This window comes from Prescottella sp. GW823-FHT02E09 (assembly GCF_058797375.1).
The window spans coordinates 236,229-248,277 of the sequence record NZ_JBXAJP010000001.1 but is presented as its reverse complement, the minus strand read 5'-3'; the positions used below and the strand labels follow the sequence as shown (position 1 = coordinate 248,277).

Here is a 12,049-nt window from a genome sequence, read left to right as displayed (position 1 = left end):
GTGAGTTCTCGGCAGTAGAGCGCGACCCCAGGAGCGGTGAATGTCATTGGATCCCGCGGCCATCATCGTGGCCATCACTGCAGCAGCAGGTGCAGCAATCCAGGGAACCGGCGTTCCACTTCCCGTCAAAGACCAGGCAGCCCAGACCATTGCGGCCATCGATCAGGCTGCACCCGGGGCCGGTGAACAGGTCAGCGGCCTGATCTCGATGCTCCCGCCGGAGATGCGGCCGCAGGCCGAGCAGGCGGTCGTCGATTTCATTGCCACGATTCCCGGTGTGCAACTGCCGTCCACGGAGAATGCGGACGCACCTCCTGCCGCGGAACCCGCTGCGCCCGAACCGGCTCCCGCTCCCGCACCCGCCGTCTACGTGCCGGCCCCGGCGCCGATCGCCGCTCCGGCGGTGGCGCTTCCCGGGATCGGCGGTTTCGCACTGCCCACCCTTCCCGCGGTCCTGCCCCCGAACATCGGGTTGGGCCAGGTCGGATCGATCGCGGTGTTCTCGCCGTGGCTGCGCAAGGCAGGCGAGATCTGCGGCGGCGTCAAGGCGCCCACCCTCGCGGCCCTGTTCTCGGTGGAGAACGACTTCCGATACGGTCCGACGGCGCCGGTGTCGCTCGCCGGCGGCCGTGGTCCCGCGAAGTTCATGCCGAGCGAGTGGGCCAAGTACGGCAAGGACGCCGACGGGGACGGCACCGCCGACATCCTCGGTGTCGCCGACTCGGTGATGGCCGCCGGGCACATGCTGTGCGACAACTACGCACAGGTCGAGACCTGGAAGCAGGAGGGCCTGGTCCAGGGCGACACGCTCGACCTGGCGCTCGCCGCGTTCAACGCCGGCACCCGTGCGGTGCGCAAGGCGGGCGGCGTGCCGTCCGGCGTGGACGACGCGGCCGATCAGAGCGGCCCGTACGTGCAGAAGATCCGCGCGTCCGAGGGCCAGTTCGAGCAGTTACTGTCGCCGTTCGCGAACTTCGACCCGGGCGACATCACCCTTCCGACGTCGGGCATCGGCGGTTCCATCGTGCAGCTCGCGATGCGCTACCTCGGCCTGCCGTACGTGTGGGGCGGTGGCAACATCAGCGGGCCGTCGATGGGCGGCTTCGACTGCTCGGGTCTGACGTCGTTCGCGGTGTTCGCGGCCAGTGGCGGCAAGGTCGCACTGCCGCGGACGTCGGAGACGCAGTGGGGTGTCGGCACCGAGATCCCGATGGCGGCGGCGCAGCCCGGCGACCTGGTGTTCGGCAACTGGCAGGCCGCGGGTCCCGGACACGTCGGCATCTACATGGGCAACGGCATGATGGTCCATGCGCCGACATTCGGCGATGTGGTCAAGGTCGGCCCCGTCTTCGACGGCATGAAGGCGCGCCGGGTACTGGCCTAGTATCGCGGGGTGAGTGCGAAGCCCGACCCCCGTGACCTGACCGCCGCCGCGGTCTCCGTTCTGCGCGCAGACGGCCCGCTGACCACCGAGGACTGGGCGGGACGCCTCGTCGGCGCCGGCCACGGCGAGATGTCGGAGCTGGCCGAATTCGTCGAACTGCTCGATCATCCGCTGGTGGTGCTGCTCGCGGACGGCCGCAACGCTGCGCTGGACACGTTGTTGGACGGTCGGGTGTTCACGCACCGGTTGACGGCGGGGGAGATCGGTTCGGGCCTGCTGCACGCCGAGCCGGATCTGGCTCCGCTGGTGCTGTTGGCGATGGCGGACGACGACGGCCCGGTGCAGGTGTTGTTCTCCGACTACGACGCCGACGAGATCGCGGCGTTGGGGATAGCGGACGAGGACTTCCCGGACGGCTCCGGCCTGCTGTTCGGACACGATGCACTGCACGGGTTTTCGGCCGGGGACATGGTCGCGGTGTCGGTGCGGGAGAAGGGGGCGCTCGAGCTGTCGAGGGTGGACGACGATCCGGCCGCCGCACCCGATCTGGCGGGGCGGCTCGCCCTGATCATCGGCGAGGACAACGCCGACAATCTGGAAACGGTTGTCTGGCAGCTTCTCCAGGACGACGATGCTCTCTGCGTGGCGCCGACGTCGCCGCTCGGGGAGTTGATCGAGGCGGCCGGGTTCGATCGGGAGGGCGACTACATCGCGGTCCGCGGATTCGATTTCGACGCGCACCGGCTCGCCGCCCACATCGCGATGGTCGCGCGTGAGCACGAACTGCACCCCGACGAGGCGGACGCGGTGGTGACTTTCGTCCAGTGCGTCGGGGCCGTGCACGACGGCGAGCTCGATGCCGCTGCGGCCGTGGAGTACGTCGTGGCGCTCGGTGATTCGCTTGCGGGACTGGAGGATCCGGCCGCAGCCGCGGCGGCGCTGGATCTGATCAACGGCGTGCAGGACGACTACATCCCGGCCCTGTACGCGACGGCACTGGCGGTGGCCGAGCGCGGACCGCGGAAGGTGAGGGCTTCGGGTCACTGGTTGGCCGGCATGGCCGCCGACACCCTCGGGGATGTGCTCGAGGCGGAGCGGCACTTCGCGGACGCCGCCGCGATGGACGAGGCGTGGTCGCCGGCGTTGTTCGAACTGGCGCAGATCGCGTCGGACCGCGGCGACGCTCCGCGGGGGCTGTCGCTGCTCAGCCGCATCGACGGCGGCGACAGCGAGCGACTGCATGACGTTCTGACGCGGTTCGCACCCACCGAGCATCCCGAACTCGGCCGAAACGACAGGTGCTGGTGCGGGTCCGGCCGCAAGTACAAGGTGTGCCATCTCGGCAAGTCCGACAGCGCGCTGGACGATCGTGCCCACTGGCTTTACGAGAAGGCCGGCCTGTACGCCCAGTCGACGATGCTGTTCGACCTGGTTCTGGAACTGGCGGAGCTGCGGGCGCGGTCCTGGCAGGACGAGGAGGCGGTCGCGCGGGCCTTCGAGGATCCGCTGGTGCTCGACGTCGCGCTGTTCGAGGGTGGTTTGTTCGAGGTGTTCGTCGCGCGTCGAGGGGTGCTGCTGCCCGCCGACGAACTCGAGCTCGCCGGACGCTGGCTGCAGGTGCGGCGGTCGGTGCACGAGGTGACCGCCGCCGACGACTCGACGGTGACACTGCGAGATCTGCGCACCGGGGAGACGGCCGTCGTCGAGGGAGCCGGGGCCGTCGGAGATCTGTTGTGCGGGCGTGTCGTGCCGACCGGGGAACGGGCGCAGATCCTCGGTGGCGTCGAGCAGGTGCCCGCGGATCGTCGTGACGTGGTGCTCGAGGTGCTGTCGGGGGAGGATGCGCAGCCCGAGGACGTCATCGAGATTCTGGGTGCGGCGATCGGATGATCGCCGCATCATGACGAAAGAACCCCGGTTCGAGCGGAGGCTCGAACCGGGGTTCTGCGTTTCCGGCGGCGGTATCAGCCGTGGTACGGCTCCGCGCTGACGAGGGTGACCTTCATCAGGCTGCCGTTGGGCAGGGTGTACTCGCGGGTCTCGCCGACCTTGGCCTGGAGCAGCGCGGCACCCAGCGGGGAGTTCGGCGAGTAGACCTCGAGCGCGTTGTCGCGGGAACCCTCTTCGCGGGTCGCGATCAGGAAGGTCTCGGTGTCGGACTCGTCGCCGTCGTAGTACACCTTGACGACCGAGCCGGGCAGTGCGATGCCGGACTGGGTGGGGGCCTCGCCGACCTTTGCGCTGTTCAGCAGCTCCTGCAGCTGGCGGATGCGCGCCTCCTGCTGCCCCTGCTCCTCGCGAGCGGCGTGGTAGCCACCGTTCTCCTTGAGGTCACCCTCTTCGCGACGCTCGTTGATCTCGGCGGCAATGACCGGACGATTGGCGATGAGCTGGTCCAGCTCATTCTTGAGCCTGTCGTGAGACTCCTGAGTAAGCCAGGTCACCTGGGTCTCGGTCATTCTCGATCACTCCCTTGTAGTCGAAGTCCTGGTGGACTCCCTCGGCAGATCACTGCGAACAGCAGCGATCAACGGGCAGGGCCAGCTCGAGTCGGTTGCGAATGTCGTGGCGAAGATCGCCGGCACGCCCGTCTCGTGAGCAGACTCGTCCTGCCGTCAATGCAGCAATACACGGCTCCGAGTGGAACCGTGTATCGACTTATTTTAGCACGATGAGGGGTATCGACCGTTCCGAACGAAGACCGATCGGTCCACTTGTCAGCCTGCGCGAAGATAGTCCGGAACGTCCAGACTGCAACCGTACAGATCGCCCATCGCGGGCGGCTGAGATGCGTGAACGGGGGCCGTGATCTCGACGGTGCCCGACTTCGACGGCTCGATGTAGACCTCGCGGCGGCCGGTCTCCGAGCCGTCCCTGGAGCGGGTGCGGACGATGCAGACGGCAGGCTCGGACGGGTCGTCGCGCGTGACGGTGAACCGGATGTTCATCGTCGTCTGGTCGACGACGTCGAATGCGACTTGCTCGCCCTCGATCTCCTTGACGGCGAACTTGTTGTACGCGAGGTACGCGAGTCCGACGCCGGCGAGGACGACGAGACCGGTGAGGATCCACTTGGCCCAGGGGATCGGGCCGGACGTGCGGCGGGTGGAACCGTAGCGGTCCGTCGAAGGCGTGTTGCTCATCACTCTGCTCTCGCCGGGTGGTGCTCTGCGGGGCCGTCGGAGTCGCTGTTTACCGCGCGTAGCGGGGGTACGACAGACGGTCGTATGTGTCAGGTGGAACTATAGGGGAAGGACAACGGCGACCGACGAGTGGTAGCGGTCGACGACGGCAGGTGACACGCCACGCCGGTGACACGCGAAGCTGAGGTGAAGACACACGTGAGCGGATTCCGACTCATGGCCGTTCATGCCCATCCCGACGACGAGTCGAGCAAGGGTGCGGCGACGATGGCCCGTTACGCCGCCGAGGGTAACGAGGTGCTCGTCGTGACCCTCACGGGCGGCGAACGCGGTGACATCCTCAACCCGGCGATGGACGTCCCGGGTATCCGGGAGCGGATGACCAGGGTCCGCCAGGAGGAGATGGCCGAGGCCGCGCGCATCCTGGGTGTGCAGCAGACGTGGCTCGGATTCGTCGACTCCGGTCTGCCGGAGGGCGACCCCAAGCCGCCGCTGCCCGAGGGTTGCTTCGCGCTCGAACCGCTCGAGGTCCCCACCGAGGCGTTGGTCCGGGTCATCCGCGAGTTCCGTCCGCACGTCATGACCACGTACGACGAGAACGGCGGTTACCCGCACCCCGACCACATCAAGTGCCACGAGGTGTCGATGGCCGCCTACGAGGCGGCCGGCGATCCCGAGCAGTTCCCCGACGCGGGTGAGCCGTGGGAGGTGCAGAAGGTCTACTACTCGCACGGGTTCATCCGCAAGCGCCTGTTGCAGTTCCAAGAGGAGTACGAGCGCCGCGGCGAGGAGTTCCCGATGGCGGAGTGGCTCAAGAAGTGGAAGACCGAGCAGGGCGACCTGATGGCCCGTGTGACGACGCAGATCGCGTGCGGTGACTATTTCCCCCAGCGCGACGACGCCTTGCGGGCCCATGCGACGCAGATCGATCCCAACGGATCGTTCTTTGCGGTTCCGCTGGACATTCAGCAGAAGATCTGGCCCACCGAGGAGTTCGAGTTGGCCAAGACCCGGGTGAGCACCGCCATCCCGGAGAACGACCTGTTCGCGGGCATTGTGGAGGATGAGCAGTAGTGATGACGACGTTGGCGTGGGACTTGCTGGCGCAGGGGACCAGCACCCCGAGCAACCCGCAGGGCCCCGAGTTCGGCAAGGCGTCTCCGATCGGGCTGGTATTGATCGTGGCGCTGCTCGTCGGCACCGTGCTGCTGATTCGCTCGATGAACAAGCAGCTGCGGAGGCTGCCGGACGATTTCGAGCCGGAGCATCCCGAGGCCGACCAGGCGGCGGACGAGGGCACCGACCGCGGCGCGGTGATCAGCGAGGTCGTCGAGCCGAGTCGACCGGCGACGGACCGGCAGGCGAAGCAGGATCCGCCCGCGAAGCCGGCGAGCTAGGACTTCCGTGACCGGGCCGGAGCCGCGCGAGCGCAACACGCTCGACGAAGCGACCAGTCCGTATCTGCGTCAGCACGCAGACAATCCGGTGCACTGGCACCAGTGGGGGGCCGAGGCCCTGGAATGGGCGCGGGAACGCAACGTGCCGATCCTGCTGTCCATCGGGTATGCGGCGTGCCACTGGTGTCACGTGATGGCGCACGAATCGTTCGAGGACCCCGAGACGGCGGCCGTGATGAACGAGCACTTCGTGTGCATCAAGGTCGACCGGGAGGAACGCCCCGACCTCGACGCGGTCTACATGAACGCGACGGTGGCGATGACGGGTCAGGGCGGCTGGCCCATGACCTGCTTCCTCACCCCCGACGGCAGCCCGTTCTACTGCGGCACCTACTACCCGGTGCGACCGCGGGGTGGGATGCCGTCGTTCACGCAGCTGCTGCACGCGATCACCGACACCTGGCGGACGCGGCGCGGTGACGTCGACGATGCCGCGGCGTCGGTGGTGGCCGAACTGCGCCGCAGTGCCGGTGCGCTGCCGCTCGGCGGGGCACCGGTCGACGTCCCGCTGCTGTCGGGCGCGGTCGCGAGCATCCTGCGTGACGAGGACCGCGAGCGCGGTGGATTCGGTGGTGCGCCGAAGTTCCCGCCGTCGATGTTGCTCGAGGGGCTGCTGCGTTCGTACGAGCGCAGCGGGGCCGAACCGACGCTGCGGGCCGTCCAGCGCACGGCCGACGCGATGGCGCGCGGCGGCATCTACGACCAGCTCGGCGGGGGCTTCGCCCGCTATGCGGTCGATGCCGAGTGGGTTGTGCCGCACTTCGAGAAGATGCTCTACGACAATGCGCTGCTGCTGCGTTTCTACGCGCACCTCGCCCGCCGCACGGGGTCCGACCTCGCGTACCGCGTCGCCGAGGAGACCGTCGAGTTCCTGTTGCGCGACCTGCGCACCGCCGCGGGCGCGTTCGCGTCGGCGCTCGACGCCGACACCGACGGCGAGGAGGGGCTCACCTACTCGTGGACGCCGGACCGGCTGATCGAGGTCCTCGGCGCGGACGACGGCGCATGGGCGGCGGAGACGTTCGCGGTGACCGATGCCGGGACGTTCGAACGGGGCGCATCGGTCCTGCAGTTGCCGGTGGATCCGTCCGACGGACGGCGCCTCGCCGAGGTCCGGGCACGACTGCTCGCCGCACGCGCCCGACGTCCGCAGCCCGGCCGCGACGACAAGGTGGTCACGGCGTGGAACGGGCTGGCCGTCACGGCGCTGGCAGAGGCGGGCGCGGCGTTGGGGCGGTGGGAATGGGTCCGTGCCGCCGAGGAGTGCGCCCGCGTCCTGCTCACGACGCATGTGGTGGACGGGCGACTGCGTCGCGCGTCCCTCGCCGGTGTGGTGGGGGAGCCCGCCGGGATCCTCGATGACTACGCCGCCCTGTCGACGGGGTTGCTCACGCTGCACCAGGCGACGGGGGCCGCCGAGTGGCGGGACGCGGCGACGTTCCTGCTGGACACCGCGATCGAGCGCTTCGCCGACCGCGACGTGGCCGGCAGCTGGTTCGACACCGCCGACGACGCCGAGACCCTGGTGACCCGTCCGCGTGATCCGCTGGACGGGGCGACACCGTCGGGTGCATCGGCCGTCACGGAGGCACTGCTCACCGCTTCGGCGTTGGTCGATGCGGACCGGTCCTCGAAGTACGCCGCGGTCGCGGCGGATTCGATGGCCCGCGCGGCGGTGGTCCTGCAGCGGGCGCCCCGCTCGGCGGGGCACTGGCTCACGGTCGCGGAGGCGTCGGTGCGGGGGCCGATGCAGATCGCGGTGGCGGAGAGCGCGCCGTCGGAACTGACGGCCGCGGCTCGACGCCTCGCGCCCGGTGGTGCTGTGGTGGTGGCGGGCCTACCCGATTCGGTTCCGCTGCTGGCCGATCGGCCCAGCATAGGGGGTGCGCCGACGGCGTATGTGTGCCGCGGATTCGTGTGCGATCGGCCGGTGACCGCGGTCGAGGGTCTGCGGGAGTTGATCGACGAGCGCTGAAACGCGCAGGGCCCGTGTGGTATTCCACACGGGCCCGGTTCGATCCCTGGAAGGGATCAGCGTTCTACGAGCCGAGGCTTCCGGTGACGCCGTTGAACCACGTGCTCAGGTCGGTGATGGCGTTGTTGGCCGAGGTGATCAGGCCGGTGACGACGGTGTCGACACTGCCGACGGGGATTGCGATGAGACTGGTGATCGATCCGAAGTCCATGGTGTACCTCCAAAAGGATTGCGGGGCGGCCGGGCCGCCCTACATGGTGGGGAAGCTCCACAGGGGGGAGCGGGGCTTTCGTGTCGACAGCGTCAGCTGTTGAAGATGCCCGCGACCGAACCGGTGATCGTGGCGAACAGGCCCTCGAGCGCGTCCAGCGAGCCGAGTCCCTTGAAGATGTCCTCGATCGAAGCCATGTAACTCTCCTAACGTGAATGCGGGTGGCGCAATTTTGATCGCAGTCGAATGCAGGCATGCGCCGATGTTCAATCGCAAGCAAGTGCTTGTGACTGGAGTGAAGGTAGCAACCCATTGATGCCGGTGTGATGTATTTCGGCGAACTTCCTCGGGGCGGATTCCGCGGGGTGAAACACCGTCGATGCGACAAATCCATCCCTTCGAAGCGATATTGAACATCTGTCCGTTTCGTCCGGTCGAGGATGGTCCAGGCCGTGTCTCCCACCGGCGCGGTCGACTGAACGAATTGCTCCGACTATCGGAGAGCCGCCTCGATGGTGGGCCACGACCGGCCGAGTTCGTCGCGCCAGTACGGCCACGCGTGCACGCCCGACGGTTGGGCGCTGCGGGTCACGTCGGCGCCCGCGTCTCGAAGAGCCTGCGCCAGTTGGTCGGTACACAGATTGGAGCCCGCCTCGAGCAGGCCGCCGACGACGACCCGGTCCTGGATACCCTGCTGGTCGAGGGATTCGTGGGGTCCGGGGAGGCCATTACCCGACGAGAGGTAAACCTTCTTGCCGACGAGGGCGGACGCGTTGCGGAACAGGTCGTGCTCACGCCAGGTGTCGTTTCCCTCAGGGCCCCACATCATCTCGGAGTTGGCCATGCCGTTGATGACGACCAGGTCGGTCAGCGCGCGCCCGACGGGGCCGTCGGTGACGTAGCAGCCGCTGTATCCGACGACGCCGTCGTAGAGTTGCGGTTCACGTGCCGCCAACATCAGAGCCCCCTGAGCACCGGACGAGATTCCGCCGATGACGTTGCGGCCGTTGGTGTCGAGTTCGGCGTCGATGAGTGGAGGCAGTTCCTTCGACAGGAACGTCTCCCACTGGGTCCGCCCGAACGTCGGGTGGTCCTGAGCCCAGTCGGTGAAGAGGGTTCCGGTACCGCCGACCGGTAGGACGACATTGACGTTCTTGTCGGCGAAGAAGGCTTCCGCGTCGCCCCTGGTGTGATCGAGCCAGTTGCTGCTCTCGACCTGGCCGGAATTGCCGTCGAGAAGGTAGAGGACGCCGCGGGTCTGACTCCGGTCGGCGGGCAGGATCACGTTGACCGGGACCTCGCGGCGCATCGCCGGCGACGCGACTTGCAGGAGGAGCAGTCGATCGTCCACGGACGTGATGCTGGTGATCGACGGTCGAGCGTCTACGGCCACCTGGACGTATTCGGGTACGGCCGTCCCGATCTCGGCTTCGGCTGTGGCCACTGCGGGCAGTGCCGCGAGGAGTCCTAAGGTCAGCAGTCCTGCGGACAGCACTCGAATATTCTTCCGCTGCATACTTGTTCGATCTCCCCGGTTCGGCTCGTTCAGTTGCCCAGCGCCCGTGCAGTCATCGGCCTCAGTTTGTGCAGGTCGTCATCACAGTATCCCCCCATGAGCGGGAATCTGCGGGACGGAAATCTGTACGGCCAACGGTGTTCGATAGTCCCCGGTCGAGTTGGTCGCAACGTAGTTCCGGTACCGTACAGACACAATCGGGGCCCGCGCGGAAGCGCGGGCCCCGATGAGGTGCTCAGGGCACCGTCGCCTGTTTTACTTCGGCGGCCCTTCAGCGGGGTAGCCGCTGAGAACGAAGAGCGAACCGATGGCCTTCATGACCTGAGCGCTCGCGCTCGCGGTACCAACTCCAAGTGCTTCGTAGAGGGATCCCATGATGCTCCTTAGGTAGTGCGATTCTGTGCGGTTGACATGACTAGCGCCGAGACTCCGTCACGAAGTCCAGCCGCCGAGGCGGTCAATCGCTTGGACAGCGAACTCGCTGTGTTACTTGGTCGGGGCCGCCGAGAAGCTGTCGATCGAGCCGAAGCCGATGTCGACGAGCGCACCCACCGAGCCGAGGGCGCTGTCAATGCTGGTCTGAGCGGAGCCGAGGAACGCCGGGAGCAGTCCGTCGGCAAGAAGGGAGCCGAGTCCGCCATTTCCCAAGATTGCGCCCATAAGTCCTTCGAGTGAACCCATTTGTGCCTCCTGAAGACGTCATGTGTTACCCGGTACCGAATCCCGCACACAATTCGGATCGCACACCGGTTTTTCGTGTATCACGAGCGGATTGCCTGTGATCAAACGAACGGTAACAACGGATCACATGCTGCCGGGTCGGTTTCAGGAAAGTTTTCGCGAATCGGAGGAAGGTCCCTCGGCGACCGGGGTCGCCGCGCGCTCGACCAGAGAGCGGAACGACTCGCTGAGGAGGGCTTTGTAACGATCGGTGTCCGGCATCATCGCGGCATCGGTGGAGAACGAGATCTCGATCTCGTCGCCGTGATGCGACACGATCAGATGCCGCAGTCCGACTTTGTCGATGATTCCCAGAATGCCGAAGCTCTTGACGAGAGGCGCACCGCGCAAGATCATGTCGTCGCCAGCCCAAGGGATATTGCTGACCATCGTGTTGATGGTCTCGACGGTTCCCTCGGGCTGCTTGCGCACGTCCATCAGTCGCGTGACGAGCTTCAGCAGCCAGGCGGGCGATGTGTCGATCCTGGACGCGGCTTCCTGGACATCGGGGTTCCGATGCCGTTCCTTCTCGGCGCGGATCGTTGCGTTGATGGCTCGGAGTCGCTGGACCGGGTCGTCGATGTCGGTGTGAAGATCCACCGTCATCAACGCGAGATGGTTCGCACGATTCCCGTTCGGATGGTCGGCCACACCGGGGCGTGTGCCCCGCAGCGACATCGGCACGAGTGTGGCGAGGGATCCGGGCGGGGTTTCGCCCTTCTCGGCCAGGTAGGCGGCGAGGGCCCCGGAGATCGTGGCCAGCAGAACGTCGTTGAAGGTCACGCCCTCGACGGCTGCCTGCACGGTGCGGATGTCCTCGGGTGGGAAGCTCACGACGTCGAACGTGAGCTCGGAGGTGATGGCCGTGTTGAAGCGGGTCGTGGGTCGCCGTGGCGGAGTGGGCGCGATCGCGCCGGACTGGACCTGTTCGGTGACTCGGCGCGCCGCCCCTCCCGACGTCGTGAGCCCCTGACGGAAGTCGCGCCACTGCTGTGGGAGCCGGCCGATGGCCTTGACGAATTCTGCAGGCGGGAACCAGTTTACCGACGTCGAGGGAATTGGCGGGTGAGTCTCCGAACGACCGAAGATGCGCAACGCCAGGTCGCGGGCGGCGAGGCCGTCCCCGGAACTGTGGTGGCATCGCAGGACCGCGACGGTCATCCGGTCGGGCAGTCCGTCGATGCCGGTGACGCCGGTGAGGAAGTGCAGCTGCCACGGCGGCCGGGTGAGGTCGAGAGACTTGCCCGAGAAGCGGGCGATGTGGTGCCGCAGAGCATCCCACCCAGGCCCGTCGACCGGCTCGACGATCACGTGCTTCGTGAGATCGAGGGTGGGGTCCGGAACCCAGAACGGATAGTCGAGGGCGAGAGGGACATGCCGCAGACGTCGGGTGAAGACTCCGCTGTAGCCGAGTCGCTCCCGCATCCACGAGATGGCCTCGGCCTGCGTGATCGGCGCGGCCTCGGCGGTGGTGTCGAACAGATAGATGCCCGTCGAGTTCGAGATGCGGTTCTCGCGTTCGTGGTAGACGAAGTCGGCATCCTGCGGTGCCAGCCTGCTGATGCCACCCACTACATGTTCGGTCGTTGTCACTCGGTCCCTCCCGGATCAGATCCGCTCAGAGTAAGCAGGCGACCCCGTGT

General features: G+C 67.2%; 11 protein-coding genes. 5 read left to right on the top strand and 6 right to left on the bottom strand.

What is annotated here, in order from left to right:
- Positions 1-40: 40 nt before the first annotated feature.
- Entirely contained in the window at positions 41-1,384 is a 1,344-nt protein-coding gene (locus AC1RIF_RS01195) for a C40 family peptidase (protein ID WP_492599547.1), read from the top strand.
- A gap of 9 nt (positions 1,385-1,393) precedes the next feature.
- A complete protein-coding gene (locus tag AC1RIF_RS01190; RefSeq protein ID WP_492599546.1) occupies positions 1,394-3,274 on the top strand; it encodes an SEC-C domain-containing protein in 1,881 nt (626 codons plus the stop codon).
- A 74-nt stretch (positions 3,275-3,348) separates the two neighbouring features.
- On the opposite strand, the gene greA is transcribed toward AC1RIF_RS01190, so the two are convergent.
- Positions 3,349-3,843: a transcription elongation factor GreA gene (gene greA / locus AC1RIF_RS01185; RefSeq protein WP_492599545.1), complete on the bottom strand. Its 495-nt coding sequence runs from the start codon at positions 3,841-3,843 to the stop codon at positions 3,349-3,351.
- A 258-nt stretch (positions 3,844-4,101) separates the two neighbouring features.
- Positions 4,102-4,527, bottom strand: coding sequence for a DUF4307 domain-containing protein (locus AC1RIF_RS01180; RefSeq protein WP_492599544.1), 426 nt, complete (start codon positions 4,525-4,527; stop codon positions 4,102-4,104).
- Between the two features lie 198 nt (positions 4,528-4,725).
- Here AC1RIF_RS01180 and mca point away from each other — a divergent pair, with 198 nt between their 5' ends.
- Genes mca through AC1RIF_RS01165 form a run of 3 tightly spaced genes read left to right on the top strand, consistent with a single transcriptional unit; the run spans position 4,726 to position 7,959 of the window.
- Positions 4,726-5,601 carry a mycothiol conjugate amidase Mca gene (mca, locus tag AC1RIF_RS01175; RefSeq protein ID WP_492599543.1) on the top strand — a complete coding sequence of 292 codons (876 nt, stop codon included), beginning with the start codon at positions 4,726-4,728 and terminating at the stop codon, positions 5,599-5,601.
- Positions 5,602-5,603: 2 nt separating this feature from the next.
- A complete protein-coding gene (locus tag AC1RIF_RS01170; protein ID WP_492599542.1) occupies positions 5,604-5,924 on the top strand; it encodes a hypothetical protein in 321 nt (106 codons plus the stop codon).
- A 7-nt stretch (positions 5,925-5,931) separates the two neighbouring features.
- Positions 5,932-7,959: a thioredoxin domain-containing protein gene (locus tag AC1RIF_RS01165; protein WP_492599541.1), complete on the top strand. Its 2,028-nt coding sequence runs from the start codon at positions 5,932-5,934 to the stop codon at positions 7,957-7,959.
- 64 nt (positions 7,960-8,023) lie between these two features.
- On the opposite strand, the gene AC1RIF_RS01160 is transcribed toward AC1RIF_RS01165, so the two are convergent.
- The 4 genes from AC1RIF_RS01160 to AC1RIF_RS01145 all read right to left on the bottom strand — a co-directional run bounded on the left by AC1RIF_RS01160 (position 8,024) and on the right by AC1RIF_RS01145 (position 11,999).
- A complete protein-coding gene (locus tag AC1RIF_RS01160; protein ID WP_492599540.1) occupies positions 8,024-8,170 on the bottom strand; it encodes a hypothetical protein in 147 nt (48 codons plus the stop codon).
- A gap of 493 nt (positions 8,171-8,663) precedes the next feature.
- Complete coding sequence (locus AC1RIF_RS01155) at positions 8,664-9,665, bottom strand: alpha/beta hydrolase (protein ID WP_492599539.1); 1,002 nt, start codon at positions 9,663-9,665, stop codon at positions 8,664-8,666.
- A gap of 507 nt (positions 9,666-10,172) precedes the next feature.
- Entirely contained in the window at positions 10,173-10,367 is a 195-nt protein-coding gene (locus AC1RIF_RS01150) for a hypothetical protein (protein WP_492599538.1), read from the bottom strand.
- Positions 10,368-10,511: 144 nt separating this feature from the next.
- Positions 10,512-11,999, bottom strand: a complete 1,488-nt coding sequence (locus AC1RIF_RS01145) for a wax ester/triacylglycerol synthase domain-containing protein (RefSeq protein WP_492599537.1) — start codon at positions 11,997-11,999, stop codon at positions 10,512-10,514.
- Positions 12,000-12,049 lie beyond the last annotated feature (50 nt).

Coding starts and splice junctions, on each gene's coding strand:
- AC1RIF_RS01180 (WP_492599544.1), bottom strand. CDS start 4,527: ATGAGCAACACGCCTTCGACGGACCGCTACGGTTCCACCCGCCGCACG.
- AC1RIF_RS01170 (WP_492599542.1), top strand. CDS start 5,604: ATGACGACGTTGGCGTGGGACTTGCTGGCGCAGGGGACCAGCACCCCG.
- AC1RIF_RS01160 (WP_492599540.1), bottom strand. CDS start 8,170: ATGGACTTCGGATCGATCACCAGTCTCATCGCAATCCCCGTCGGCAGT.
- AC1RIF_RS01195 (WP_492599547.1), top strand. CDS start 41: ATGTCATTGGATCCCGCGGCCATCATCGTGGCCATCACTGCAGCAGCA.
- AC1RIF_RS01150 (WP_492599538.1), bottom strand. CDS start 10,367: ATGGGTTCACTCGAAGGACTTATGGGCGCAATCTTGGGAAATGGCGGA.
- greA (WP_492599545.1), bottom strand. CDS start 3,843: ATGACCGAGACCCAGGTGACCTGGCTTACTCAGGAGTCTCACGACAGG.